The following is a 24,860-nucleotide window of genomic DNA, read 5'->3' as shown; positions in this document are numbered from 1 at the left end:
GTGGTAAAATAATAGTTGGATGGGAGTCCAATACATATTATTAAAATTAAGATGGTTCAAGTCGGAGGAAGGCACTTTAGGGTGTCTTTTCTTTTTTCTAAAAGAGAGTTTCGCTTTCAAGAAGATACATTTTCAATGGATTACTACCATGAGTATATAGATAAAGTCCATCAAAACATGTATGTTCATGAATATGTAAAATTACATAAATTTTCCGAGAAAAAGAGAGTATAATTTCTTATTGTGTAATAAAGATAAAGCTCGCCTACGGGAATAGGCGAGCTTTTTTAACATATAAAGAAAAGACAACTTTTCAAGTACCTTTCTTTGAGTTGAAACATTTTACTAGGTTAAGTTTTGTGATGATTATTTCTTTTCATTTAAATGAACTAGAGTAGTACATCACTTTATTTTTAAGCATCCTTCTCAACAAATATGAATATTTTCATTATCCTTTTCACTACAAAGGGTAGTAATTTAGAAGCTAAAAATGCAAGCACGAAAGCAATTGCCCATGTTTTTATCCATGATTTGAGAAATAAAGCTGTATACCCAACATTCATTGAAACCATGACGAAAGAGATAATACTAGATATACCTAAAATCATAAAGAGATTAAAAATTATCGGTTCAAATTTTTTATTGATTTTCAAAATTAACACCTATTTTCTATATATACTTTGCTGTCCGATTTCACCAACATCTAATCTTACAGTTTGAAATCTATGTTGTCCAGCTTGTTGTACTTTTCTGCAATAGCAATTATTGAGATGTTAAATAGTTTGTCTGGGATGGGAACTCATGATATTGCTATCAAGCTAAGGTTGTATAAATGAATACTTTATCTTTTTTATAGCATCGAAGTTCATTTTGGGGGCGAATGTAATATTACATCATTAAAGTATTAGTTACACTTGAATTTCTGCATATCGCATGTCTTTTCCAATAGTTTTTTAGCAGAAGCAAGCAGCTCCAACGATGATTAATAAAATAAACAATACAACTAATAAAGCAAATCCTCCCGCGAAGCCATAACTATCACCAAAGCCGAGAACAGTTCCTCCTTTAAATAGGAGGGGGAAAACAAAGGATCAATTATGTGTTTTAACGGATTCCATTTACTTTATGTATTTATGAATGGAGCAGGTTCTTTTCAAAATAGATTTATTCTTTGAAGGAGTTCAAGGACAAAATAGGAGAATCTATATTATTTATTAATAGGGAATAAGTGGGGAATAAAATTTCCAAAAACACAGATAGAAATCCGCTTTTATACCTTTCATTAAAATAATGCTAGCATTATATATTGTAAGGAATACTTATCCTTAATTGTAAATGAAAGGGGGGATTGGTATGAGTTATGGCTATGATCATCCTCCTGAAAAACATCATAAACACCACAATGAAACTTTGTCAACGGGTGTATTACGTAGACATTCCGCTACGTTGTTTCTTACTGTGGAAGCTATGAATGTTGATCCAGATGATACTCATACAGTAACTGTTGAAATGTTTGATTGGTCATCGGGTTCTCCGGTATTGTTACCATTAGTAGACCCTTCAACACAAACATTGGCACCTAATCGACGTGTTACTTTTCGTTCAGCAGCTCTTCCTTCAGGTGTTTTTGCTTATGAAGTAAGAATCATTCGTTCGAAAGATAGAGATGTTGTTACGAATGTTTTTGGTCTTAGTGCAATAGTATTTAACCCACAAGAAGGAAATAATGTTTTACAACATGATTTAGCAAAATTAGATCTTAAATAGCTTTTATAAAAGTTTATTTATTGGACAAGATTAAAAAAGAGTAGGATTACATCCTACTCTTTTTTAACATCAATTATATTAAAATTTTAAAAGAAATCCTTCATCATTTTCACATCTTTAATATTCACTGTTACACCTTCAACTTTATCCTTCTTCTCATCTTTAGCAATCGTAATTTTCTCATTATTATCAACCCATACAAGAAATTCTTCTTTTGTGTCATCTTTATATGTAACGGTAATAGTAGAATGTGCCGATTCTCGCTTTTTTTGATCTAAAGTGATTGTTTTAGGCGTGCCTTTTTGAACTGCGGAAACGATAGATTGTATCATTTCTTCGTTGTCTGTTTGAGATTTTGAAACGTTGTTATTTATTGTGCTAAGTATTTCAATGTCTGTAATATTTGCGGATTTTAATTGAAAGGTAGTTTGTGTATGTTCTTGCTTAGCTTGTGGAGATTTGTCTGTAGCTGAGGTACTGGCACAGCCTATTAAAGTGAAAGATAGAGCGGTTAGAGTACATATAGATATGATTTTTTTCATAGTATCCCTCCTTACGTTTAATTATAACAATTTTCTGTTAATTTAGGTAGTTATTGTAAGTAGATTTATTCTACTAGTTTTGGGATAGAGTAAATTCAAGAGGAGGTTAACCTTAAATAATAACCATCAGGGTCTACAATACGAAAATCCCTCATTCCCCAAGATTGCATTTTAAGGTTAGATTCCACTGGATAATTTTTTTCTAATACATGTTGGTATATTTGTTCAATATTATCAAAAACTATGATAATCTCAACACCTTTACCTTTTGGATTCAGTCCACCTGTTTTTAAATAATGATTTTCATTGAGAATATAATCAGGGGTCAATAATAAAGAAAAATCCCCTAGTTTAATCTTTGCACCAGTCGCATTCTTTTTTGAGAATACAAGGGTAAGGATTTCCTCATAAAAACGAATAGACCTTTGCAAATCTTCAACAAATAGCTCTAGACGAAAGTGCATATGTACTCTCCTTTTCATTTTTTTTCAAATTTTATGTTTAACATTTCGAAAATAGGTGTACTACATATAATATAACAAATAATTCATTTTAAAGGAGGAAGTTAAAGATGGAAACGAAGTATAGGAAACCTTTTGTATATGAATTTATTACGGAGAAAGAGGTCATGAATGCGGCGAATGATCTAGTGAAGAAAGGAATAGACCAAAAAGATATTTACGTATTAACACACGAGAAAGAAAGGACAGATAGAATCGCAGACAATGCAGACGTGAATACAATTGGTATACAAGAGGAGGGACTTGGGACAAGTATTATTAACGTCTTTCAAAAAACGGGAGATCAGTTAAGAAATAAGATGCAGGAGTTAGGACTTAATGAGGAAGAAGCGAACTTCTACGAAGAAAAGCTGGATGAAGGGAAAATCTTGTTATTCGTTAAAGATTTAGAGAGAGTCGGTGAATGGTTACAAGAAAGAAGATGCATGTATTCTATTTAAATTTGTATCCTGTAAATCTATAAATCTATTACGAAAAGGAGATGGGAAATATGAGTGAGAGCGGACTAAAAGAACAAATTACTGGTAAAGTGGAAAAGACAAAGGGACAAGTAAAAGAAGGAATTGGTGAAGTTACAGAAGATAGAAAGTTGAAAAATGAAGGGAAGTGGGACAAGACGAAGGGAACGATAAAAGAAAAAGTCGGAAAAGTGAAACAAAAGATAAGTGATGGGTTGGATAATAAGGAGTAATACATATTTATCAAGCTTTGGTTCCATACCAAAGCTTGATAAATACAATATAAAACGAATATAGGAGGGTTAATTGTGGGACTTATTATTACGTGTATTGTAGGTGGACTTATTGGTGCGTTAGCTGGAATGATTACGGGAAAAGACTTTCCTTTAGGTATAGTTGGTAATGTGATTGCCGGATTAATCGGATCTTGGGTAGGTAGTGCGTTATTTGGTCATTGGGGTCCTGAATGGGGAGGCATCTTTATTCTTCCAGCGTTATTAGGTGCAATTGTCTTTATTTTAATCGTTACATTCTTCTCTAGAATGCTACGGAAAGCGTAAGTATGATAATGAATGGTAATCTTAAGTTTGTCATATGCGACTATAAAGTTAATAAGCTCGTAAAAATACATAAAAAAAGCATCCAATTCAAATAATTTGGATGCTTTTTTTATGTATTTTGCATAGGAATGAGCGGGAGATGAAGGTCCCCCGCTCATTGAAATTACACTTTCTATTATGTATTAAACCATCGTTACTTTTTTACAATTATTTATTCTTACGACCTGCCGAGGTTCTATATGAGATAAGTCCTCGTTATTACCTATATCAACTACAATCGTATTCGTTAGTATGTTAATAATGGAACCAACTAATTTTGTAGCATGATCGTGTCGATAAGAAAATTGAACGAAATCTCCCTTTTTAAAGTTGTGCTCTTCCATAGATAGATCCCCCTAAAAATAATGTTTATACATTATACATACACAAATTTATAAGGTTTAAACATTTGGTATTATTTTTTTAGTGTTAAGCTGAGAAAGATATAGAAAATTTATTTATAATAAAAATAAAAAAATATGTTTAAAACTAATTTTTATGGGTAATTAACATAGTAGTAGTTTGAGATAAGGGGGCGGAAATGATGAATTTGGCAATAAATATTTTGCAAAATGATGTAGGTTATACGGTACAACTTAATGGTGAAATTGATGCATATACAGCATCAGATTTGAAAAATAAGATCATGCCTATTGCAAGCGAAAAAGAGGTTCATATTGTCGTAGATTTTAATAAGGTAGATTATATGGATAGTACTGGTTTAGGTGTTTTTATAGCACTATTAAAAGCAGTTAAGAAAAATGATGGAAAACTAGAGTTTATTGGTGTATCTAAAAGGTTAAAAAGATTATTTGATATTACAGGGTTAACAGAAATATTAAATTTGAATTCCGATTTTGAAAAAGTAGAAAGAAGGTGACTAGGGATGATGGAGAGATTTGAAAAGATAGAAATGAAAATTCCTGCAAAGGCAGAATATGTGGCTATTATTCGTTTAACGATGGCTGGTGTTGCGAATCGAATGGGCTTTGCTTATGACGATATAGAAGATATGAAAATTGCTATTAGTGAAGCATGTACAAATATTGTACAACATGCATACAAAGAAGACGTTGGAGAAATTGCAATTGTCTTTGGGCTATATGAAAATCGATTAGAAATTATGGTTGCTGATAATGGGGTTAGCTTTGATTTTAATAACTTAAAAAGGAAAGTTGGTCCGTATGATATTAGTAAACCTGTAGAACATTTGCCGGAAAATGGTTTAGGTTTATATTTAATCAATACGTTAATGGATGATATACAAATCATGCATGATGAGGGCATGACAGTTTTAATGACAAAATATATACAAAGAGAGCAGGTGGAGAATGATGGAAATCCAATCTCAACCTACGAATCTTACTAAAGAAGACGTTATTAAACTAATTGCAGAATTTCAACAAAACCAATGTGATGAAGCGCAGGAAAGGTTAGTTGATCATTATAAAAATCTTGTCTATTCTATTGCATATCGCTATTCAAAAGGCGGGCCGATGCATGAGGATATTATACAAGTAGGCATGTTAGGGCTCTTAGGCGCAATAAGAAGGTATGATTATTCGATAGGGAATGCTTTTGAGCCTTTTGCAATACCTACGATAGTAGGGGAAATAAAGAAGTATTTACGCGATAAAACTTGGGGCATTCACGTTCCAAGGCGAATTAAAGATTTAGGCGGAAAAATTAAACTTGCGATAGAGGAACTAACAGATCATTTGCAGCGTTCACCGAAAATTATAGAGATTGCGGATCATTTAGGACTATCCGAAGAGGAAGTGCTAGAAATTATGGATGCGAAAAATAATTATCGAGTATCTTCCTTAGATGATGTAGTTGAAAATGCATCTGATGGAAGTTCGGTAGCGAGAATTGAATCTGTAGGTGAAGTAGAGCAAGGATATGAAGAGACAGAAAGGCGTCTCGTTTTAAAGGATATTTTTAACGTATTAAATGAAACGGAAAAGAGTGTTATTCATTATATATTTGAAGAAAATTTAAATCAAAAAGATACAGGGGAACGGTTAGGTATTTCACAAATGCACGTTTCTCGTATTAAAAGACAAGCGATAAGTAAGTTGAAACAAGCCGCATTTTTAGATACATAAAAAATTTTAAATAATGATGTTTAAAACATGAGAAAAGGGGTACTTATTAAGTATAGGAGGAGATATGAAATGTCACACGATGTGAAAGAACTAATCGAAGGATTGAATGAAGATTTAGCGGGAGAATACTCAGCAATTATTATGTATAACCATAATGCAGCTACAGTTTCTGGTATATATAGACAAGTGTTAAAACCTTTCTTTGAATCTGAAATTAGTGATGAACAAGGACATGCCCTATATTTAGCGGAGAAAATTAAGACGCTAGGTGGTACACCTACTACGATCCCTTTACGAGTGAAACAAGCAGAAGATGTTAGAGAAATGTTAGAATATGCTAGAGAATCAGAATATGAAACAATTAAGCGTTATGAAAAGCGAAAAGAACAAGCCGCGAATTTAAATATGACAGAGTTAGTTGTAAAGTTAGAAGATATGATTGCAGATGAAACCAATCATATGGAAGAATTGGATCGTCTTTTAAATGATAAAGCAATGGTGCTAAATTAAAAGTGGAAATTTATAGAGTGAAAGAACAAACTCTCATTTCTGGGGGTTTGTTCTTTTGCTGTATAAAAAATAGGTATGAGTAGGAAATTTTCATTTTGTAACTGAGTATGTAATACTAGAAAAATAGAAAATGATAATCGATTTACATTTTATATAAGAAAAGGGGAAATCACTTGTGTCCATTTTAATTGTAGATGATAATCCGGTTAACATCTTTGTAATTAAGAAGATTTTAAAACAAGCCGGATATCAGGATCTTGTATCGCTGAATTCTGCACAAGAGCTTTTCGAATACATCCATTTTGGAAAAGATTCTTCCAGGCATAACGAAATAGATTTAATACTATTAGATATTATGATGCCTGAAATTGATGGACTTGAAGTTTGTAGGCGATTACAAAAAGAGGAGAAGTTTAAAGATATTCCTATTATTTTTGTAACAGCTTTAGAAGATGCGAATAAATTAGCTGAAGCACTTGATATAGGTGCAATGGATTATATTACAAAACCAATAAATAAGGTTGAATTGTTAGCGCGTATGCGTGTAGCATTACGCTTGAAATCGGAATTAAATTGGCATAAAGAACAGGAAGAGAATCTTCGGAATGAACTAGATTTAGCTACGCAAGTACAAAGAAACTTATTAAGTAGCCCATTAAGAGAAGAGCATATAAAAATTGAAGCAAGTTACTTACCTTCATTTAAACTAGCTGGAGATATGTATTACTGGTATAAAATCGATGAAAACCGCTACGGTATTATATTATTAGATGTGATGGGACATGGTGTATCTGCTTCCTTAGTTTGCATGTTCATTTCGTCTGTATTACGTGAAACGATTAAAAGTTTAATCGACCCAGAACTCGTTATGAAAGACTTAAATAAATATATGACTCTTTTACATAATGAGAATGACAATATTCCATATTATTTTACAGCGATATACTTAGTAGTTAATACAGAAGATAGAACGATTGAATATGTAAATGCAGGACATCCTTCTGGATATGTTTTAGTTGATGAAACAAATGTAGTTGAACTAAATCGCGGGAGTTGTGCGGTAGGGTTTTTTGATGAAATAAAAGTTGAAAAGACAGTTATACCTTTTGAGAAAAATGCTCAAATCGTATTGTTTACAGATGGCGTTCTTGAAGCAATTGCAAGTGATGAATTTGAAGCTGAAGAGAAATTACGTACTTTTACAGAAAGAAAATGGGGAGAGCTAGAAGAAGAGATAGAAGGGTTTTATAAGGAAGAACAGAAACAAGCGCAATCAGATGATATGTGCCTCATTATGATACAAACGAATGCGAAATAAAAAGCGTATGAAATCCAAACAGAGGATTTCATACGCTTTTATTGTATTTTTTGATAGATTTGTTCGTTCGGATTAAATTGGGTATAATGCGGCATGATATCCGAGAAACGAAGAGTTTCTTTATTTCCTAAACATAGGAATCCGTTGTGACCTAAACTTTCATAAAAGAGTTGCTGTACTTGGTTTTGAAGTTTACTTGTAAAGTAAATTAAAACGTTACGGCAAAGTATAATATGAAATTCGTTAAAAGATTGATCAGTTACTAAATTATGTTGTGCAAAAATAATGTTTTGTAACAGTGAAGGATTAAAATAAGCAAAACGACTATCCGTTGAATAATAGTTAGAAAATGCTTGTGTACCGCCAGCTTGTAAATAATTTTTCGTATAAGTTTGCATTTTATTTAATGGAAGAATTCCTTGTTTTGCCTTTTCTAACACATCTGTATTCATATCCGTTGCGTAAATAACAGCTTTTTCACTTAACCCTTCTTCGTGAAGTAAGATGGACATGGATAAAACTTCTTCACCAGTTGCGCATCCAGCATGCCAAATTCTAATTTCAGGATGCTTTCTTAATTCAGGAATAACATGCTCTCTTAGCGCCTTAAAAAAGATAGGGTTACGGAACATCTCAGTTACATTGATTGAGAAATCATTTAATAACTGTTCTAAAACCCCTTCCTCATGAATTACTTTTTCAATTAATTTTGAAATGGTAGGGATATTAGAAATCTGCATTCGATTACAAATCCGCCTATAAATAGATGTGCGAGCGTATTGGCGAAAATCAAATCCCGATAGTTTAAATACCGCTTCTAATAGTAATTCAATTTCTAAGTTCGTACGCTTATCCGTATCTACTGATGGATCAAAATTATAATACTTATTTTCCACTGAAACGAAACCTCACTTATTTTATTAACCATACACTCATTACCGAATAGAGTTGATGTAAATTTAATGGTTTACTTATATAATCTGAAGCGCCAGCAGATAAACATTTTTCCTTATCATTTGGCATTGCTTTAGCAGTTAATGCGATAATAGGTATTTCATGTAATCCTAAGTTCATTCGGATATGTTCCATCGTTTCATAACCGTCCATATTTGGCATCATAATATCCATTAAAATAAGGTCGATATTTGTATTGTTTTTTAGTATTTCTAAACACTCTAGGCCGTTTTGTGCAGTAATGATATTGGCATGTTGTTTTTTTAATGCATTTTGTAATGCAAATATATTTCGATGATCATCATCGACAATTAAAATAGTTTTCTCTTGGAAGACATTATTTGCTTCTGGGAGAACGATAGTTTCTTCAATAACTTCATCAGGAGTAACGTCTTCTATCGTTGCTGCGACTTCTAAATTGGATAACTGTACATCATGTAATCCATTTGGAAGGTTGGGAATATATACGGTGAAAGTACTGCCTTCTCCTACATGACTCTGTAACGTAATCCAACCACCTAATAATCTAGCAAACTCTTTACAAATAGATAATCCTAAGCCTGTACCACCATACTTCCGAATCGTTGCGCCATCAGCCTGTTGAAAGGCTTCGAAAATAAGTTGATGTTGTTCTTTAGCAATACCAATACCAGTATCTTTTACTGAAATTGTAATCCAGTCTTTACTTATAGATTGCATATCATCACTTAAATTGCTTGTTTCGATTGAATCGAAATGTAAAGAGACAGATCCTTTTTCCGTGAATTTAAATGCATTGGATAATAAGTTTTTAATAATTTGTTCAATCCTTTTTGCATCTGTATAAAACAGATCAGGAATCGTGTCACTGTTTTCAACAGTAAATTCAACATTTTTTTGTGCAGCGATATGTAAAAAGTTTTGCTGCATACTTGCAGCCATATCACTTATGTTCGTTGCTTCAAAAATGACATCTAGTTTTCCGGCTTCTACTTTAGATAAATCCAGTATGTCATTAATTAAAGTAAGCAAATCTTTCCCTGATGAATGAATGACGGTTGCTAATTCAATTTCATCATCGGATAAATGATTATCATGATTTTCTTTTAACATTTCAGATAATAGTAAAATACTATTTAACGGTGTGCGTAATTCATGCGACATATTTGCTAGGAACTCTGATTTGTATTTTGAGCTACGTAACAACTCACTTGCTTTTTCTTCTAATTCTAATTTAGTAATTTGTAAGTCAGCTGTCTTCTGTTCAGCCTCTTCCGTTCTAGATTCTAACTGTTCATTCGTTGTTCGCAATTCTTCGGCTTGCATTTGTAGTTCTTCCGCTTGCGTTTGTAATTCTTCTGATTGAACTTGTAACTCTTCTGTCATTGCTTGTGATTCATGTAAAAGAGTTTGAATTCGCATACGTCCCATAATACTATGGATTGTTAAACCTAGATTATCAACAGTTTGGTGAATTAAATCTTGATGTAAATCTGAAATGTCAGTTACACTTACTAACTCCATTACTGCAATCACTTCATCCTCAAATAAGACAGGGATGACTAGTAAATTTTTAGGGCGTATTTCTAATAATCCAGTAGTAACGTAACGAAACTCTTCAGGTATGTCCCTAAGAATAAAACTTTTCTTTTCTAAAGCAGACTGTCCAATGAAACCTTCACCCATTTTAATAGATTGTTTTCCAATATCAATACCTTGATCGGCGAAAGAAGCTTTTTTCACAAAGTAGACAGTTTCTTCAACTTCTTCACGTACATAAAACGCGCCGCAAGAAGTTTGCGTTTTTTGTATAATGCCACTCAAAATTTTGTTACCTAACATCTCAATAGAAGATACACCTTGATACATTAAAATTAATTCTGCAATCTCCGTTTGTAACCACTCTCTTTTCGATATTTCGTCTAGTAGATGGTTCGTTGTATGAGCAAGATCTTTTATTTCATCATGTGTATTTACATGAATTCTTTCCGTAATTTTTTCTTTAGAAGAAATGGATTTAATAGCTTGAATTACATTTTTAATTGTTTTTGTAATGGAATTGGAAATATAAAGTGAAACGATAATAGAAATACAAGATAGTAAGAACAATAAACTGTATAACCATACCTCTAATTTATTATTTTCAGTATCTAATTGTGCAGCTCTTTTTTTCGTTAGTTGTTCCTCTACACTACGGAAGTTAGTTACCTGCGATTGTAATGATTGAATTTGAGTCGTATCGATTGCTTGTACGTTATTACTATTGTTATTCGTAATGAGTGGATGAATCTCTTTATTAATCCAACTAGTAATGTTTTCATTAATCTGCTTTAATTTTTCTTGCTGAGAAGGGTTATCCTCTAATAGAGCAAAAAGATCTTGATAATGTTTTTCATAATCCTTTTCCGTGGCGTTCAGGGATTGAACGTAATTTGCATCATTAGAAGTGATAAAGCCTTTCGCTTTATTTTCAATTGTTAGCAAGTCTTTTTCCACTTGGTTCGTTAAATTAAGAACTTTAAAATCGTGATCAATAATAAAATTGCGAGATTTTTGTAAATTGGAAATCTGATTGTTTAACATAATAAAAGAAATAAGTAAAAACAAAATGATAACTAAATAACCAGCCATAATTTTGTAGCGAATACTAAATTTTGCTTCCGATTTCATTAAAAATTCCTACCTTCAAGGTTATTAAAAGTTTTCTATTTTAAAGAATGAAAAACGTAATATATATTATATCAGTTTTCATAGGGCTAAACTAGAAATCCCCCTATTGTATTAGGGGGTCTCGTTTTGAATAGAGGAAATCATTTTGAAGTATAAAACTATGTATGAAAAGTAACAATCGAGGGAATAGGGGATAATAAAACCTTTAAGAAGGAAAGAGTGTTCTTAAAGCTTTTTTTGCATCTATTCCTTCAAATATAAATAATACAAGCTCTCTCTTTTTTACAGTAAGGAAAAATGATACTAATGTGCTTAAGTTTTTAATAGAAGTAAGTGTTCCTTTTTTACTTATAAATACATTCGTTTGAAATGTTGTCATTAAAGCATAAAAATGATGAATCTGCGTTATTGTAGGTGTTTCATTATAAAGAATAGTAGTAGAGTGAATGGCGTTCATCGTAATTTTCCTTTCCATATAATAAGCATAACAATATAAACGTACCCGTTTTAAAAAATGTTAAACATATAAATAAGAAAAAATATAATTATAGTTTTTTACGTTTAGAAAGGGGTAAGAAGGGTATACATATACCATAAAGAGATTGACCGAAGATGAATTGTAAAGTTCTAGTCTATAAAAATATACTTTTACTTTAAATAAAAAGGAGACTGTTACATATGGATAAAATGATAACGGATATTACATTTGATTTCATTTACTTGTTAAGTAGTTCTCTTGTAGTCCTTTTATTATTAGCATTTTTCGTAAATGGTTATGTGAATAAAAAAATTAGTGTATATAAAAACGAAGAGTAATAAAGATACGCTATATAAAACTTTAGGAGGTTAATAGTTATGAATGTAGATAGAAAAATAGTAGGTGTTTTTCCAACAATTGATGATGCGGCACTCGTTATTAATGAATTAAAGGAAAAAGGATACCCGGCAGATAACATTTCAGCTATTGCGAAAGATCAAAAGGAAATTGAACATCTGGAAGAAAAATCAGGTGAGAAAGTGAATCATGAAACTGCACATAAAGGAGATATCTTTTCAGCGACAGGGCTTGTAGCTGGAGGAGTAGCAGGTGGACTTGGAGGTTTATTAACAGGCCTTGGTGTACTTGCTGTATCTGGACTGGGCCCAATTGTAGCAGCAGGACCTATCGCAGCAGCTATTGGAGGAGCCGGTATAGGCGGAGGAGCTGGAAGTTTAATAGGAGCATTTATTGGATTAGGCATTCCAGAAGAACACGCTAAGAAATATGAAGAATACATTTACGATGGGAATATATTAATTTTAGTAGATGCAAAATTAGATGATAAGTTAGAAATCTATAAAATATTTGATAAGTATAATGCTTATAACTCTGATTTCTTTAAATAAAATGTAAACAAAGTAAATATCGTTTTTGATCTTACAACTTTGGCGCGACCGAGGAGTCGTATGACTATAAGAGAGGAAGGGCTTATAGTAAGAGATCAAGTTCTATTACGTGATTTAAAAGGAAAGAGGTGTCTGTTCATGATTGTAAAAATATTAAAAGATAGTAGTAATAGTTTCCTTTGTACAGTGCAAAATAAAAATGGAGATCAGTATGTGAAGAAATGGTTTCGTAAACATGAAAACAATGAAGAATTAGGACGACCAACTTTTAAAGAAGTAGAACGCGACTGGAAAGAAAATAGGGAATCGTTTATGTATCCTAATGTTAAAGCGCTTTATTAAACAAAATAGTCGCTGTATTCTTACAAAACTGTCACATTCCTGTAAGGTAATTCAATAGATTCGTTACTTGTTCCATGTCATAATAAAGACATAAGAAAGCTTATTCAAACTACAAATTATTAGGAGCGTGTCAGTCATGATTGTAACAACAACGTCTGGAATTCAAGGTAAAGAAATTATTGAGTATATCGATATTGTAAATGGTGAAGCTATTATGGGTGCAAATATTGTCCGCGATTTATTCGCTTCTGTTCGTGATGTTGTCGGTGGTCGTGCTGGTTCTTACGAAAGTAAACTAAAAGAAGCTCGTGATATCGCAATGGATGAAATGAAAGAACTTGCAAAACAAAAAGGTGCGAACGCTATCGTTGGTGTTGACGTAGATTACGAGGTTGTTCGTGATGGAATGTTAATGGTTGCTGTAAGTGGTACAGCTGTACGTATATAAGTAAATAAAAAACAGGCTCACCCCTTGGAGTTTATACTTTGAGGGGATTTTTTTGTTCATAACTAAAGGTAAGAGGGAGAAGAGCTGATATACTAGCCTGCTTATTTCAAATGTAGTATATTATTCTTGAAGATAAAAGTAATAATATGGAAAAATGTTAACTTTATGACAAATAATAAAATTGTTATTTGAGGTAAGAAGAGAAATAATAGTATGAATAGCTTTAGAGAGTGTATAGTTGATAGAAATAAACGATTGAGCATGTAAAGAGTTATATTACATAAAATTTATTATGAATGGAGGGGACTATATTATGTTTTGGTTAGGATGTTTTTTAGGATACATTGTAGGCTCAGTTATTACATGCGCTCTACTTTACTATGGGTATAGATCTAATGAAAACAAAAAAGCGAATATACAAAAGAGGGAGGAGAGGAAAATCAATCAAAAAGGTGTATAGGATGTGGAAGGTACGGTGATAACGTTGATGCAAAAATAAAGGACAGTACATATTTTGATGACTACTATGTACTGTCCCGTTTATTTTTAGGGGATTAGGAAAAGTTGTTTTCTGCCCTGCTATAAATTTCATAGGCGAAAAACCCCAATAAATAGCCGATTCCGGATCCTAAACTCACTACAAGAAGTGAATAATCCGGGAAAAACATGCCGAAAATCAAACCGATTATACAGCCAATAAACATTCCTATCGGTATGAAACTGTCTAATAAAATTTGAGCCTCATTTGATTTTTTCTTACCCAATTTGCCGTGATTAGCCACATGTTTGAATCTTCTTACCCTTTTTAATTAAATAATACCATATCTTAATATATCCTGTTTGAGTGGAGATAATTTTAACATGTAAAAATTTTTAGGGTGTGTGTTGGAGTGAATTTTGATATTCTTGAGTGATACCAAGAATATCAAATGGTGAATATTTGGTATAATTTTTATTAATACAAAGGACAGAAAAATATATTGATTATACAAAATATTTTGATTGTGGTACATTTACAGAATCTCTTGTTTTGCAATTGATATCTTAGTATTCTTTGGAGGGCATTCGATGAAAAAGTTTGTTTTGGTATTTGGGCCACAAGCAGTTGGGAAAATGACAGTTGGACAAGAACTAGCAAAGATGACTGATTTAAAATTATTTCATAACCATATGACAATTGATTTATTGGAGCCGCTGTATGGATTCTCTCCGGAAATGTGGCGATTAACACATCTCTTTCGAAAAGAAATATTTCAATCATTTTCAAAAAGTGAACATTATGGAATGATTTTTACATACGTATGGGCGTTTAATGAAAAGAAAGATTGGGATGATGTTGAAAGTATATGTAATATTTTTCGTTCCCAAGGAATTGATATTTATTTTGTTGAACTAGAAGCTGATGTAGAAGAAAGACTTCAACGAAATAAAACACCTAATCGACTTGAACATAAGCCAACGAAAAGAAATATTGAACAATCTGAACAGAACTTATTAAGCACATTTGAAAGTTTTAGATTGAATTCAAGAGAAGGAGAAATTACAGAGAAAAATTATATAAGGATCAATAATACGAATCTAAATGCTGCTGAAGTAGCTCAAATTATAAAGAAAGAATTTCAACTATAGTTTTTTAATCTTAACAAATTGAACAGTTCGGATTTTATGAATATCGCATAAACATAACGTAACATTATCAGTAGCAAGGAAAAGGAGGAATCTTCCCCTTACAAGGGAACCTCCTTTCTTTGTTCTATCGATCTATGCATTATTGTATACATTCCTATCCTGACACGGTTTTAGGGTTCTTTTTTGTGTCAAGAAAATGTTGAATAAATAGTGCTCATCAGAGAACGATAAATAAATTAAAACAAGAAGTTCTAACAAACACTGTTATTTAAACGTAGTTCTTTGTTATACGCTTCATGTGCATTCAATAACTCGTCAAAAACACTTTCCCTTTCGTTTTCTCAGCAGACTGCACAACATCAACCGCTGTTTTCACATCCGCTAAGTCATACGTAGAATGTACTTTCATAAAACGTAATTGCTTATTTTCCACTAAGCGAATTAAATGGCGAAATGTTTCTTGCCATTTATATGGTGACACTTCTTTATTCCAATGTCGTAAATGAAATATGTTCGTGTGCACTTTTGCTTTCGTGACAATCTCTGCCCAGTTAACTTGTACACCTGATAGAAGACCGATCGTTAAAAAATGCCCGTTTGGACGCAAGGAGAAAGCTAATTCATTTCCATCTGGTCCCCCGATAGAATCAATTGCAGCATCCGCACCGATCCCGTTTGTTAATTTCATAACGGTTTCATAAAGCGGGGCAGTGGAAGTATCGATTACATATGCAGCACCAAGGCGCAGTAACTCATCTGTATGCTTATTATTTCTTGTCACGGCAATGAGTCGGAAGTTTAAAATTCGTGATAACTGCGCAAAAAGATGCCCAATAGCGGATCCGCAAGCATTCACTAATAAAATATCATTCTGTTGTAAGTTTAGCGTTTCTGTACATGTAACCCACGCCGTAAGAGGATTAATATACATTTGTGCCGCTGTGAAATCATCGATGGAACCGGGAATAAGAACTACAAAATCAGCTGATGTTTTCACATATTCTTGCCAAGTACCTTCTCCGCGTAACGGTAAAACACGTTTGCCGATAAGTTCTCTAGAAACAAAAGCCCCTACATCTTCTACAATGCCAACACCTTCATAACCAGGTATGTTAGGTAACAGAATTCTATGGGCATACGCTCCGGTAACAGGAATTAAGTCAGACGGATTAATCGGTCTAACTAACATACGAACTAGCACTTCATTCCCTTTTAATGGTTCTATATTTTTATATTCCACTTGTAATACATCTTTTGGGTTGCCAAACTTGTGAAATTGAATGCATGTTCCGTGCAACATAAATGTGCCCCCTTAGTTTGATTGGGTTTATTATAGCATTTTGGGTTTGAAGGACTATTTTGTTAAAAATGAATAAAAGGGAACAGAAAGCTATTATTCTTCTCGTTCTAGTCTGTAAAATTTAGCCTAGTATTGCATAATTTGCAGTGTAGGCTTTATGTTAATAATCAGTATGAGTATGTAATTTATATTTAATTAGAAGTTAATTGTAGTAATTGTCTTAATTTATTTAAAGTTTCTGGGTCTTTAGGTCGATACATAGTTAGTTTTAAGTCTGGAGCGTCATACACCCGGAATGTAATATGTTCGAATAATAGTGTACCTACTATTGGATGATGGATTTCCTTTTTTCCACTCGGTGTACCGAGAACATCGTGAGCGGGCCACCATTCTTGGAACTCTACGCTAATAGCCATTAATTCTTCCACTACTTCTTTGAGCCATTCTTCACCAACAAAACGACTACATGTAGCTCTAAATTGTGCTAAAAGTCTCCTTGCATGGGCCTCCCAATCATTTGCTAATAAGGTTCGATATTCTTGAGAGGCAAAACATCTCCAAACTGCATTTCTTTCTTTGAAACTCATAGTTTCAAAATCTCCAAATACTGCACTTGCAACACGGTTCCAGGTTACAACATCCCAAAGTTGATCTGTTACATATATCGGATAAAACTTTAAATCATCTATAAAATTTTGTAGTACAGGGCTTACTTCGTCATCAGTTTTTAAAGGCTTTTCAGGAGGTAACTGTTGATGAGCTAATAAAAACATATGCTCACGTTCTTCTTTATCTAAGCGTAAGGCATCAGCTAAACTTTCTAAAGCCTGTATTGAGACTTGGATATCTCGGCCTTGTTCAATCCACGTGTACCAAGTTACCCCAATATTAGCTAGTTGTGCTACTTCTTCACGACGTAATCCTTTGGTTTTTCTGCGTGAACTAATTGGTAATCCAAAATCTTGTGGAGAAAGTCGGTTGCGTCTAGACCTCAAAAAATTTCCGAGTTCTTTTTTTCTTTCCTGTTCACTGTTCATAAAAAGCCCCTTTCTTTAAGGTAGTACTGTTAATACTAGTATAACTGGATATCTATTTACATTAAAATATTTGTTTTATATTAAAGTTGCAGTTTTGATAAAGGGGGTGAATAAAGTGAATAAGGCCAATGCTTCTGTACAAGAAAATCCAAGAGTTACAAAGGGAGTAATCTTTTTCATGGCAGTTACTTGTGGATTTACAGTGGCGAATGTGTATTTAAATCAGGTTTTGCTTGTAAGCATGGGGAAGACATTTAATGTAGCAGCATCTATTGGTATTGTAGCCACTTTAACACAAGTAGGATATGCTTTAGGGAATCTTTTAGTAGTACCACTTGGGGACATATTTGAGAGAAGAAAATTAATTTTAACGTTGCTATGTGCAGTAAGTCTTTCACTAGCAGCAGCCGCTATTTCACCAAATGTGACTTGGCTTGTGGTGACCAACTTTTTGATAGGGATTTGTACGGTTATTCCTCAGATAATTGTACCCCTTGTAGCTAGTTTGGTTGATGAAAAGGTGCGCGGAAAGGTCCTAGGAAATGTAGCCATAGGCTTGGTATGTGGGATTTTAGGAGCACGTTTTGTTAGTGGCTTGATTGACGTGCATTTTGGTTGGAGAGCAATGTATTGGGTCTCCTTTGCAAGTATGCTGGTAATCATTGTACTCACAAGACTTTTACTACCCAAAAGTCAAGGGGTTGCTTCTATGAAGTATAGTGAGTTATTGACTTCATTAGGCCCTATGTTTATACAAGAAAAAGTACTGCGTCAAGCTTGTATAAGCCAAGGAATGATATTTGGTGCATTTAGCGTGTTCTGGACAACTCTTGGCTTCCTTCTACAATCACCTTCTTATTCATATGGAAGTGATGTTGTAGGATTAGTCGGGTTAGTTGGAATAGGAGGTGCATTTGCTACTCCTATAATTGGGCGGGTAATTGATAAAAAGGGCCCAATTTATGCGAATACTCTTTGTATGACAATTACATTCATAGCATTTATTATTTCTATTACGTTAGGTTACTGGTTAACTGCTTTAATTTTATCTGCATTATTAGTAACTGTAGGTACACAAGCAAATCAAGTTGCATGTCAAGCCAGAATATTTCAGCTCTCCCCAGATAAACGTAGTAGATTAAATGGACTGTATATGGTAGCCACTTTTTTAGGTGGGGCACTTGGATCGTATATAGGGGTATTAGCTTGGAGCAATTGGGGTTGGCTAGGAGTTTGCATAACAGGTATGGTGATGGTGAGTTTAGGATTTACGAGTCTTTTAAACATGAAAAATGAGGTTAAGAGCTTAAAAATGGTTGAAAATATGAAAAGGGGCGATGCATAATGGTAAGGAATGAAGAGAATTATCAAAAAGGTCTAGATATTCTGAAAAAAATAGACGAGGAGAATTATCAAGCGATTGTCGATAGTTTTAAAGATTCTATTGCACCAGATTTAGGCACATTAGCTGTTGAATTTAATTACGGACAAATTTTTTCAAGACCAGGATTAGATTTAAAGTCTCGTCTATTAGCTACAGTAGCTGGGTTAACGGTATTAGGAAATACGCAACAACTTAAGTTTTATATTAATGGAGCTTTAAATGTAGGGTGGACAGAAGAAGAAATTGTAGAAGTAATGATGCAAATGTTGATTTATGGTGGTTTTCCAATAGCTTTAAATACGATTTTGACAGTTGCTACGGAAGTATTTGAAGAAAGAAAAATGGCAACAAAGTAAAAAAACGTAAGGGATGGAGAATAATATGATTATTGATAGCCATGCACATAGCAGGTTTAATGGAAAATAAAAATGTCTTTGTGAATGAAAGACATAATTTTACACTAGTTGATGTTGCAGATGACCCCTTACAAGAAGGTGGCTTTGAAATTAATGACACTGATTTACGAGCAGCTAGATTTGCTATGGATACATAAGTGGATTGGTGAGCATGCGGAATTAATTCTCACGGATAAACCTTATGTTAAAGAGATGGATAAAGATACTACCATGGAAGGTTTTCCTAATACTCTGACAAGAAGCTACTTGAAAAGTAGCTTCTTGTATTTTTTTATTAAGCCGAAGCTCTCTTCATTCTCTCAAGTAAACTAGATAACACATGCGTACGATACGACTCTAGTTTTTTACCTTCGTAAGTACGAATACCTAATTTTTTAAGTTCTTTTACATACCAACCTTTGCTTCCGAAATACATGTGATCGCTCCCCTTCAACTTTGTTTTTATTTGTTCTGATTGCATATGGAGGTACAGGTAATATAATGAAGGAAATGAATTTCGCGCGAAAATGGTTAACTTTGTTGCAAAAGACATATATACTAAAGATAGTATACAACGAGGTGGACAAGACGTGATTATAGAGAAGCACGAAATTCAAATTGACCAAATTACGAGTGGTAAGGTGAATATCTTTACTTTCTATCGAAATAGAAAGCAAATTGATGATCAGTTTTTACGATTGCAAGAACCATCGCTTACAGCAAACTACTTCTTCCATTTTCATTTTGATGCAGAGAGCTTGCATCTACTGCAGGAAGAGTTTCAGGGCGTATATCCGTACGACGGTAGTGAAACGATTCACGACTGGACGGAAAAGATGAAAGCGGAATTGCAACATCAGATCCAAACAGGAAAATGGAATAAGCGCGTACGTATCGGTAATCGCATTCTAGATGTGGTGTTTACGTGGTGTGACGAAGATATAGTAGAGTGAAAAAGAAGCGGATGACGCTTCTTTTTTTAGCGCTGGAATAAAACGAGCTTACCTGCAGTAGATGTGCAGCGATGTGTTTTTTCGTACAATCCTTTTTCTCGTAAAATAGATTCACCTTTTGTTTTCGCTTCTTTTTCAGTTGCCGCCTCGAATGATTCGTCTAATGCTTTAGAACCATCTTTTTCAAAGACTGTTAGAACGTATACTCCCATGAAAATTCCCTCCAATAATAAAAATCAGAATCTTATAACTATTTTGGCATAAATCAATAGAATATGCAAAGAAATATATGACATTGCGTGTTAAAATAGAGTGAAAGTTTTATGGACACTAGATTTACTATTTGTAGTAAAGTACGGAAAAAGAAAGGATCGTTATTTGTGAAACAAGTGAAGTTTATACATGCGGCTGATTTGCATTTGGATAGTCCGTTTAAAGGAATGGAGATGAATGTACCGCAGTCTGTTTGGGAGAGAATGAAGCAGAGTACGTTTGAATCGTTCGAACGTATTGTTGATAAAGCGATTCAAGAGCGCGTTGATTTCGTATTGCTAGCCGGGGATTTGTATGATGCGGAGACGAGAAGTTTGAGGGCGCAAGTGTTTGTGCGCGAGCAAATGAAGAGACTTTCGCAGTACGATATCCCTGTTTTTATTATTCACGGTAACCACGATCATTTAGGGGGAAGCTGGGCAGCAATTGAGTTTCCGGAAAATGTTCATGTGTTTACCGAGCCTTATGTAGAAGAGAAATCATTTTATAAAAATGGTGAGTTGTTAGCTTCTATTTACGGATTTAGTTATTTGCAGCAAGCGGTAACGGATAATATGACAGCGCAGTATACGAAAATGAGTGATGCGCCTTTTCATATTGGCATGCTTCACGGAAGTGTGGAAGGCGATGCAGAGCATAATCGATATGCGCCGTTTCAAATTCGTGAGCTGAAAGAAAAGCAGTTTGATTATTGGGCTCTTGGCCATATACATAAACGTGAAATTTTATCAGAAGATCCGTGCATCATTTATCCAGGTAATATACAAGGACGTCATCGTAAGGAAGCAGGCGAGAAGGGTGCATACCTGATTGAACTTACGAAACAAGGAACGCAATGTTCATTTTTCCATACGGCTGATGTTGTGTGGGATGAGATAGAAGTGAATATTGATGGACTTGAAACTGTTGATGAACTTATGACGAGTGTGTCAACTGCGATGAGTGAGTGCCGAAGAGAAGAGGAAGGGACGCTACTAACTGTCGTATTTATAGGACAAGGCCCACTTTCTCCGTATTTACGTGACGAAAAGCGTGTGGAAGAGATTTTTCATATTTTAGCAGCTGGCGAAGAGCGAAAAGATTTCGTGTATGCGATGAAGTGGAAAAATGAGACGGTCTCTTTTGCGGAAATCGAACGTTTGAAAGAAGAAAATCATTTCGTCGGTAGTGTGCTAAAGGAGTTAGAAGCTTTCACAAATATGGACGGAGTATTGCGCACCATTTGGACATCTCCTGTAGCGCGTAATAGTATTGAATCTTTTACAGAAGAAGAGAAGAAAGAGATTCAAAAGGAAGCGGAAAATATTATTTTAGAACAATTATTCCAGCAAGAGAGGGATAAGAAATGAGAATGGAAAAACTCCATATTTATGGATACGGAAAATTAGAAAATGTGGAAATGGATCTGTCAATGCTGACGGTGTTATACGGTGAAAATGAAGCAGGGAAATCAACAATTCGCTCGTTTATGAAAAGTATTTTATTCGGTTTTCCGACGAGAGGACAGCGCCGTTATGAGCCGAAAGAAGGCGGGAAGTATGGCGGTGCGATCACTGTGCAAACCGAGAAGTACGGCCGTTTGAAAATTGAACGATTACCAAAGACGGCTGCTGGTGAGGTAACTGTTTATTTTGAAGACGGGAAAACGGGCGGCGAAGAAATTTTAAACGATATATTAAGCGGGATGAATGAAAGTTTATTTGAATCGGTCTTTTCTTTTGATATGCACGGTCTTCAAAACATTCATCAGCTTGGCGAAGCGGATATCGGCAATTATTTATTTTCGGCAAGTGCAGTCGGAAGTGATGCGTTATTGCAGCTCGATAAAAAGCTAGAGAAAGAAATGGATCAGCGCTTTAAGCCGAGTGGGCGTAAACCAGAAATTAACGTGTCACTGCAAGAGATGAAGAAGCTGGAAGAGAAGATGAAAGAGTGGCAAGGGAAAATTGGCACGTATGAAAAACAGGTGGAGCAGTTAAAAGAAAATGAAGAGAAATTGGCGTTTGTTCGCGCAGAAAAAGAGAGTGCAGAAAAACGAAAGCAAGATTATGAAATATTAGCAGCACTTGAACCTCTCGTTATTGAAAAGCGTGCGCATGAGAAAGTGTTAGAAAGCGAGAGCGGGCAATTTCCGGTAAACGGAATGGCGCGTTATGAAGCGATTAAGGCGAAAATGGAGCCGCTCCAATTACAAGTTGATTCGCTCTATAAAAAAATAGAGACAGTGCAATCGGAAATGGAATCGATTCAAATAGATGAAGAGTTTTTACAAAAAGAAAGTTATGTAGAAGAACTTCGTATGCAGCATATGTCTTACGAAAATGCACGCCAAGAAATGCGTGATTTGACAGGAACGATTACGAATATAAAAGAAGAACTGGCAGAACTAGAGCAACAAATTGGTGCTACTTTTGAAAAAGAAACAGTTCTTTCGTTTGATATGAGTTTGGCGACGAAAGAGTTAATTACGCAAACGGTGCAAAAGGCGCGCGAACTAGAAACGCAAAAAGTACAGCTTGACGATCGTTTCAAAGTAGCGCAAGAGCAATTAGAAGAACAAGAAGAAAATATAAGGCAGATTCAGAAGCAAATGTTAGCGGATGAAGAGCGAAGTGCGTTAGTTGAGAAAGAGAAGTCGTTCCAAGATGCGGCGTTTATCGGTATGGGTGCTGAGAGAATGAAGCGTAAGTATGAGGAAAAAGCAGGAGCGGCTATACAAAAGAAAAAGCAGTGGCAAAGAGTTTGTCTTCTGTTACTTCTTATTAACACCGGCGTGTTATTCACAAGCTTATTTATAGACAATCGCCTACTCTTATTTATTAGTGTCATTGTGTTTGTAGCGATTGTTCTTGCCCTCGTTTTATATAAAGATTCGTCAAGTGGATTACAAGAAGAACTTCTTACTCTTCAGCAAAGTGCTGGCGGGAGACAAAGTGAAGAAGCGATGACTGTACGCTACCAGTTAGAAAAAGACGAAGAGATTCGTAAGTTATTTGAGCGTGAGTCTTATAAATTGCAGCAAATGGAGCGCGCATATGATAAAGTCGTTTCATCGTATGAGGAATGGGAGAGGGAAACGTTCCGCATAAGCGAACAAGTAAATGTGTATAAGAAGCGCTATACGTTCCCTGAATTTTATACGTATGTACACATATTGCCAGCGTTTGAGCGTATGGAAAAAATGCAGCAATTATATCGTGAATTAGAGAAACAAGGCACGCGAAAATCTTCATTATATGAAATGATTTCGCAATTTGAACATAAACTAGAAACTGTTATCGGTAGTGCGGAGTATAGTAAGCTGCACGAGGCGCAAAGTCGTATGCAAAATGAGAAAGAAAAACGCCAAACTTGTAAGCAGTTAAAAGAAAAACTGACGGAATGGCAAGAAGAATATGAGTTCATGCAAGAACAATTGAAACAGCTGTTAGTAGAACGAGACAGCTTATGGCATATTGCAGAAGCTACAAATGAAGAGATGTTTTTAGAAGCAGGTAAACTAGCGGAAAAACGTGAAGATGCAGAGAAACAAGTAGGGCGTTTATTGCCGCAAATTGATCTGTTAGAACAACGTTTAACGAGTTTATCATTAGCTGAACATTATGAAGCTGACGGTTATGATGAAAAATTAAAGCAAGAACTGACAGTCATGCAAAACTGTCTTACAAAGGAAAAAGAACTGACAGAGCGTATTGCACAGCATCGTATGGAAATTGCGAATTTAGAAGAAGGAAGTACGTACGGCGATTTACTACACGAATGGGAAATGAAAAAAGCGCAAGTGCGTGAACAAGTGAAGAAGTGGGCTGCTTATGCGGCCGCAAAGACAGTGTTAACGAAAACGAAGCAATATTATCATGAAGTACATCTTCCTCGTATTTTACAAAAGTCAGAAGAGTATTTCGTCTATTTAACAGGCGGACGATATAGTAAAATCTTTTCACCGTCAGAGGCGGAGCCGTTTATTGTAGAGCGTAACGATGGTATGCGTTTTTATAGTCATGAACTAAGCCAAGCGACAGCTGAGCAGTTGTATTTATCGCTGAGATTTGCGTTAGCAAAAACATTTGAGCATGATTATCCATTTATTATTGATGACAGTTTCGTGCACTTTGATGCGGTAAGGACGAATCGGACGATTGAACTTATAAAGGAAATTGCAAAGGATAGACAAGTGATCTTCTTTACATGTCATGCGCATTTACTCGCGTATTTTACAGAAAAACAGATTATAAAATTAACACATATGCGTAAAGAAAATGAGTTGTAGTGTGCTATACTAAAAGT

31 protein-coding genes and 2 pseudogenes are annotated in these 24,860 nt (G+C 34.4%); 20 read left to right on the top strand and 13 right to left on the bottom strand.

Features of this window, described 5'->3' with window-relative positions:
• Positions 1-413: 413 nt before the first annotated feature.
• Both MR147_RS09640 and MR147_RS09635 read right to left on the bottom strand, forming a co-directional pair.
• Positions 414-653, bottom strand: a complete 240-nt coding sequence (locus MR147_RS09640; RefSeq protein ID WP_000700215.1) for a DUF2798 domain-containing protein — start codon at positions 651-653, stop codon at positions 414-416.
• A 300-nt stretch (positions 654-953) separates the two neighbouring features.
• Positions 954-1,037 (bottom strand): annotated as a pseudogene (locus MR147_RS09635) (YjcZ family sporulation protein); the annotation flags it as partial.
• A gap of 316 nt (positions 1,038-1,353) precedes the next feature.
• On the opposite strand from MR147_RS09635, the gene MR147_RS09630 reads away from it, so the two are divergent.
• Positions 1,354-1,767, top strand: coding sequence for a hypothetical protein (locus MR147_RS09630; protein WP_000120198.1), 414 nt, complete (start codon positions 1,354-1,356; stop codon positions 1,765-1,767).
• Between the two features lie 86 nt (positions 1,768-1,853).
• Here MR147_RS09630 and MR147_RS09625 read toward each other — a convergent pair whose 3' ends face one another.
• Both MR147_RS09625 and MR147_RS09620 read right to left on the bottom strand, forming a co-directional pair.
• Positions 1,854-2,309, bottom strand: coding sequence for a hypothetical protein (locus MR147_RS09625; protein ID WP_074609754.1), 456 nt, complete (start codon positions 2,307-2,309; stop codon positions 1,854-1,856).
• Between the two features lie 95 nt (positions 2,310-2,404).
• Positions 2,405-2,773 carry a VOC family protein gene (locus MR147_RS09620; RefSeq protein ID WP_074609753.1) on the bottom strand — a complete coding sequence of 123 codons (369 nt, stop codon included), beginning with the start codon at positions 2,771-2,773 and terminating at the stop codon, positions 2,405-2,407.
• Positions 2,774-2,880: 107 nt separating this feature from the next.
• Between MR147_RS09620 and MR147_RS09615 the strand changes: the two genes are divergently transcribed.
• From MR147_RS09615 to MR147_RS09605, 3 genes are all read left to right on the top strand, one after another.
• Entirely contained in the window at positions 2,881-3,270 is a 390-nt protein-coding gene (locus tag MR147_RS09615) for a YflT domain-containing protein (protein ID WP_000448798.1), read from the top strand.
• Between the two features lie 50 nt (positions 3,271-3,320).
• On the top strand, positions 3,321-3,521 hold the full coding sequence (locus MR147_RS09610; RefSeq protein ID WP_000004269.1) for a CsbD family protein: 201 nt from the start codon (positions 3,321-3,323) through the stop codon (positions 3,519-3,521).
• A 75-nt stretch (positions 3,522-3,596) separates the two neighbouring features.
• Positions 3,597-3,848, top strand: a complete 252-nt coding sequence (locus MR147_RS09605; RefSeq protein ID WP_000522902.1) for a GlsB/YeaQ/YmgE family stress response membrane protein — start codon at positions 3,597-3,599, stop codon at positions 3,846-3,848.
• 182 nt (positions 3,849-4,030) lie between these two features.
• Here MR147_RS09605 and MR147_RS09600 read toward each other — a convergent pair whose 3' ends face one another.
• The gene (locus tag MR147_RS09600) at positions 4,031-4,231 is read right to left on the bottom strand and encodes a hypothetical protein (protein ID WP_000390995.1); all 201 of its coding nucleotides are present in this window, start codon (positions 4,229-4,231) and stop codon (positions 4,031-4,033) included.
• A 197-nt stretch (positions 4,232-4,428) separates the two neighbouring features.
• Between MR147_RS09600 and rsbV the strand changes: the two genes are divergently transcribed.
• From rsbV to MR147_RS09575, 5 genes are all read left to right on the top strand, one after another.
• Positions 4,429-4,767 (top strand): anti sigma b factor antagonist RsbV, encoded by a 339-nt coding sequence (gene rsbV, locus MR147_RS09595; protein WP_029437717.1) that lies wholly within the window; start codon positions 4,429-4,431, stop codon positions 4,765-4,767.
• Between the two features lie 6 nt (positions 4,768-4,773).
• Positions 4,774-5,256, top strand: a complete 483-nt coding sequence (gene rsbW, locus MR147_RS09590; protein WP_000970576.1) for an anti-sigma B factor RsbW — start codon at positions 4,774-4,776, stop codon at positions 5,254-5,256.
• Positions 5,219-5,995, top strand: a complete 777-nt coding sequence (gene sigB / locus MR147_RS09585) for an RNA polymerase sigma factor SigB (RefSeq protein ID WP_011181534.1) — start codon at positions 5,219-5,221, stop codon at positions 5,993-5,995. The genes rsbW and sigB overlap by 38 nt, the downstream gene beginning before the upstream one ends.
• A 69-nt stretch (positions 5,996-6,064) precedes the next feature.
• Positions 6,065-6,505 carry a ferritin-like domain-containing protein gene (locus tag MR147_RS09580; protein ID WP_000017761.1) on the top strand — a complete coding sequence of 147 codons (441 nt, stop codon included), beginning with the start codon at positions 6,065-6,067 and terminating at the stop codon, positions 6,503-6,505.
• Between the two features lie 175 nt (positions 6,506-6,680).
• A complete protein-coding gene (locus MR147_RS09575; RefSeq protein WP_242303966.1) occupies positions 6,681-7,823 on the top strand; it encodes a fused response regulator/phosphatase in 1,143 nt (380 codons plus the stop codon).
• Positions 7,824-7,861: 38 nt separating this feature from the next.
• Here MR147_RS09575 and MR147_RS09570 read toward each other — a convergent pair whose 3' ends face one another.
• From MR147_RS09570 to MR147_RS09560, 3 genes are all read right to left on the bottom strand, one after another.
• A complete protein-coding gene (locus MR147_RS09570; RefSeq protein WP_074609744.1) occupies positions 7,862-8,719 on the bottom strand; it encodes a CheR family methyltransferase in 858 nt (285 codons plus the stop codon).
• A gap of 16 nt (positions 8,720-8,735) precedes the next feature.
• Positions 8,736-11,426 carry an ATP-binding protein gene (locus MR147_RS09565; RefSeq protein WP_242303965.1) on the bottom strand — a complete coding sequence of 897 codons (2,691 nt, stop codon included), beginning with the start codon at positions 11,424-11,426 and terminating at the stop codon, positions 8,736-8,738.
• 205 nt (positions 11,427-11,631) lie between these two features.
• The gene (locus MR147_RS09560; protein ID WP_139302877.1) at positions 11,632-11,883 is read right to left on the bottom strand and encodes a hypothetical protein; all 252 of its coding nucleotides are present in this window, start codon (positions 11,881-11,883) and stop codon (positions 11,632-11,634) included.
• Positions 11,884-12,104: 221 nt separating this feature from the next.
• Between MR147_RS09560 and MR147_RS09555 the strand changes: the two genes are divergently transcribed.
• From MR147_RS09555 to MR147_RS09540, 4 genes are all read left to right on the top strand, one after another.
• A complete protein-coding gene (locus MR147_RS09555) occupies positions 12,105-12,242 on the top strand; it encodes a hypothetical protein (RefSeq protein ID WP_000359816.1) in 138 nt (45 codons plus the stop codon).
• Between the two features lie 39 nt (positions 12,243-12,281).
• Positions 12,282-12,812 carry a general stress protein gene (locus MR147_RS09550; RefSeq protein WP_242303964.1) on the top strand — a complete coding sequence of 177 codons (531 nt, stop codon included), beginning with the start codon at positions 12,282-12,284 and terminating at the stop codon, positions 12,810-12,812.
• Positions 12,813-12,950: 138 nt separating this feature from the next.
• The gene (locus MR147_RS09545; protein WP_000635850.1) at positions 12,951-13,154 is read left to right on the top strand and encodes a DUF4028 family protein; all 204 of its coding nucleotides are present in this window, start codon (positions 12,951-12,953) and stop codon (positions 13,152-13,154) included.
• A 136-nt stretch (positions 13,155-13,290) separates the two neighbouring features.
• Positions 13,291-13,602, top strand: coding sequence for a YbjQ family protein (locus MR147_RS09540; RefSeq protein ID WP_000637511.1), 312 nt, complete (start codon positions 13,291-13,293; stop codon positions 13,600-13,602).
• 554 nt (positions 13,603-14,156) lie between these two features.
• Here MR147_RS09540 and MR147_RS09535 read toward each other — a convergent pair.
• A pseudogene (locus tag MR147_RS09535) lies at positions 14,157-14,381 on the bottom strand (hypothetical protein); the annotation flags it as partial.
• 289 nt (positions 14,382-14,670) lie between these two features.
• On the opposite strand from MR147_RS09535, the gene MR147_RS09530 reads away from it, so the two are divergent.
• Positions 14,671-15,231 (top strand): AAA family ATPase, encoded by a 561-nt coding sequence (locus MR147_RS09530; RefSeq protein WP_242303963.1) that lies wholly within the window; start codon positions 14,671-14,673, stop codon positions 15,229-15,231.
• Between the two features lie 304 nt (positions 15,232-15,535).
• Here the strand turns inward: MR147_RS09530 and MR147_RS09525 are convergent, their stop codons facing one another.
• Positions 15,536-16,531, bottom strand: a complete 996-nt coding sequence (locus tag MR147_RS09525; RefSeq protein ID WP_242303962.1) for a zinc-dependent alcohol dehydrogenase family protein — start codon at positions 16,529-16,531, stop codon at positions 15,536-15,538.
• A 191-nt stretch (positions 16,532-16,722) separates the two neighbouring features.
• Complete coding sequence (locus MR147_RS09520) at positions 16,723-17,568, bottom strand: helix-turn-helix transcriptional regulator (protein WP_074609732.1); 846 nt, start codon at positions 17,566-17,568, stop codon at positions 16,723-16,725.
• 178 nt (positions 17,569-17,746) lie between these two features.
• On the opposite strand from MR147_RS09520, the gene MR147_RS09515 reads away from it, so the two are divergent.
• Genes MR147_RS09515 through MR147_RS09505 form a run of 3 tightly spaced genes read left to right on the top strand, consistent with a single transcriptional unit; the run spans position 17,747 to position 19,505 of the window.
• Complete coding sequence (locus MR147_RS09515; RefSeq protein WP_242304095.1) at positions 17,747-18,913, top strand: MFS transporter; 1,167 nt, start codon at positions 17,747-17,749, stop codon at positions 18,911-18,913.
• Positions 18,913-19,308, top strand: a complete 396-nt coding sequence (locus tag MR147_RS09510) for a carboxymuconolactone decarboxylase family protein (protein WP_000252034.1) — start codon at positions 18,913-18,915, stop codon at positions 19,306-19,308. The genes MR147_RS09515 and MR147_RS09510 overlap by 1 nt, the downstream gene beginning before the upstream one ends.
• 32 nt (positions 19,309-19,340) lie before the next feature.
• The gene (locus MR147_RS09505; protein WP_175879543.1) at positions 19,341-19,505 is read left to right on the top strand and encodes a hypothetical protein; all 165 of its coding nucleotides are present in this window, start codon (positions 19,341-19,343) and stop codon (positions 19,503-19,505) included.
• 137 nt (positions 19,506-19,642) lie between these two features.
• Here the strand turns inward: MR147_RS09505 and MR147_RS09500 are convergent, their stop codons facing one another.
• Complete coding sequence (locus tag MR147_RS09500) at positions 19,643-19,783, bottom strand: YflJ family protein (RefSeq protein WP_000273537.1); 141 nt, start codon at positions 19,781-19,783, stop codon at positions 19,643-19,645.
• Between the two features lie 154 nt (positions 19,784-19,937).
• On the opposite strand from MR147_RS09500, the gene MR147_RS09495 reads away from it, so the two are divergent.
• Positions 19,938-20,300: a hypothetical protein gene (locus MR147_RS09495; RefSeq protein WP_000582791.1), complete on the top strand. Its 363-nt coding sequence runs from the start codon at positions 19,938-19,940 to the stop codon at positions 20,298-20,300.
• A gap of 26 nt (positions 20,301-20,326) precedes the next feature.
• Here the strand turns inward: MR147_RS09495 and MR147_RS09490 are convergent, their stop codons facing one another.
• Entirely contained in the window at positions 20,327-20,512 is a 186-nt protein-coding gene (locus MR147_RS09490) for a YhzD family protein (protein WP_000539556.1), read from the bottom strand.
• A gap of 168 nt (positions 20,513-20,680) precedes the next feature.
• Here MR147_RS09490 and MR147_RS09485 point away from each other — a divergent pair, with 168 nt between their 5' ends.
• A complete protein-coding gene (locus MR147_RS09485) occupies positions 20,681-21,922 on the top strand; it encodes a metallophosphoesterase family protein (RefSeq protein WP_242304093.1) in 1,242 nt (413 codons plus the stop codon).
• Positions 21,919-24,843, top strand: a complete 2,925-nt coding sequence (locus MR147_RS09480) for an ATP-binding protein (RefSeq protein ID WP_242303961.1) — start codon at positions 21,919-21,921, stop codon at positions 24,841-24,843. Before MR147_RS09485 ends, MR147_RS09480 begins: the two co-directional genes overlap by 4 nt.
• Positions 24,844-24,860 lie beyond the last annotated feature (17 nt).

The organism is Bacillus cereus group sp. BfR-BA-01350, from assembly GCF_022663775.1.
Lineage (GTDB): Bacteria > Bacillota > Bacilli > Bacillales > Bacillaceae_G > Bacillus_A > Bacillus_A paranthracis.
Note: the sequence above shows the minus strand (reverse complement) of the source record. Positions and strands in the feature narration are given on the sequence as shown.

Excerpts from the sequence above, each read along its gene's own strand:
- MR147_RS09630 (WP_000120198.1), top strand. The coding sequence starts at position 1,354 with ATGAGTTATGGCTATGATCATCCTCCTGAAAAACATCATAAACACCAC.
- MR147_RS09625 (WP_074609754.1), bottom strand. The coding sequence starts at position 2,309 with ATGAAAAAAATCATATCTATATGTACTCTAACCGCTCTATCTTTCACT.
- MR147_RS09620 (WP_074609753.1), bottom strand. The coding sequence starts at position 2,773 with ATGCACTTTCGTCTAGAGCTATTTGTTGAAGATTTGCAAAGGTCTATT.
- MR147_RS09615 (WP_000448798.1), top strand. The coding sequence starts at position 2,881 with ATGGAAACGAAGTATAGGAAACCTTTTGTATATGAATTTATTACGGAG.
- MR147_RS09610 (WP_000004269.1), top strand. The coding sequence starts at position 3,321 with ATGAGTGAGAGCGGACTAAAAGAACAAATTACTGGTAAAGTGGAAAAG.
- MR147_RS09600 (WP_000390995.1), bottom strand. The coding sequence starts at position 4,231 with ATGGAAGAGCACAACTTTAAAAAGGGAGATTTCGTTCAATTTTCTTAT.
- rsbV (WP_029437717.1), top strand. The coding sequence starts at position 4,429 with ATGATGAATTTGGCAATAAATATTTTGCAAAATGATGTAGGTTATACG.
- rsbW (WP_000970576.1), top strand. The coding sequence starts at position 4,774 with ATGATGGAGAGATTTGAAAAGATAGAAATGAAAATTCCTGCAAAGGCA.
- sigB (WP_011181534.1), top strand. The coding sequence starts at position 5,219 with ATGATGGAAATCCAATCTCAACCTACGAATCTTACTAAAGAAGACGTT.
- MR147_RS09580 (WP_000017761.1), top strand. The coding sequence starts at position 6,065 with ATGTCACACGATGTGAAAGAACTAATCGAAGGATTGAATGAAGATTTA.
- MR147_RS09565 (WP_242303965.1), bottom strand. The coding sequence starts at position 11,426 with ATGAAATCGGAAGCAAAATTTAGTATTCGCTACAAAATTATGGCTGGT.
- MR147_RS09560 (WP_139302877.1), bottom strand. The coding sequence starts at position 11,883 with ATGAACGCCATTCACTCTACTACTATTCTTTATAATGAAACACCTACA.
- MR147_RS09555 (WP_000359816.1), top strand. The coding sequence starts at position 12,105 with ATGGATAAAATGATAACGGATATTACATTTGATTTCATTTACTTGTTA.
- MR147_RS09550 (WP_242303964.1), top strand. The coding sequence starts at position 12,282 with ATGAATGTAGATAGAAAAATAGTAGGTGTTTTTCCAACAATTGATGAT.
- MR147_RS09545 (WP_000635850.1), top strand. The coding sequence starts at position 12,951 with ATGATTGTAAAAATATTAAAAGATAGTAGTAATAGTTTCCTTTGTACA.
- MR147_RS09540 (WP_000637511.1), top strand. The coding sequence starts at position 13,291 with ATGATTGTAACAACAACGTCTGGAATTCAAGGTAAAGAAATTATTGAG.
- MR147_RS09530 (WP_242303963.1), top strand. The coding sequence starts at position 14,671 with ATGAAAAAGTTTGTTTTGGTATTTGGGCCACAAGCAGTTGGGAAAATG.
- MR147_RS09525 (WP_242303962.1), bottom strand. The coding sequence starts at position 16,531 with ATGTTGCACGGAACATGCATTCAATTTCACAAGTTTGGCAACCCAAAA.
- MR147_RS09520 (WP_074609732.1), bottom strand. The coding sequence starts at position 17,568 with ATGAACAGTGAACAGGAAAGAAAAAAAGAACTCGGAAATTTTTTGAGG.
- MR147_RS09515 (WP_242304095.1), top strand. The coding sequence starts at position 17,747 with ATGGCAGTTACTTGTGGATTTACAGTGGCGAATGTGTATTTAAATCAG.
- MR147_RS09510 (WP_000252034.1), top strand. The coding sequence starts at position 18,913 with ATGGTAAGGAATGAAGAGAATTATCAAAAAGGTCTAGATATTCTGAAA.
- MR147_RS09500 (WP_000273537.1), bottom strand. The coding sequence starts at position 19,783 with ATGTATTTCGGAAGCAAAGGTTGGTATGTAAAAGAACTTAAAAAATTA.
- MR147_RS09490 (WP_000539556.1), bottom strand. The coding sequence starts at position 20,512 with ATGGGAGTATACGTTCTAACAGTCTTTGAAAAAGATGGTTCTAAAGCA.
- MR147_RS09480 (WP_242303961.1), top strand. The coding sequence starts at position 21,919 with ATGAGAATGGAAAAACTCCATATTTATGGATACGGAAAATTAGAAAAT.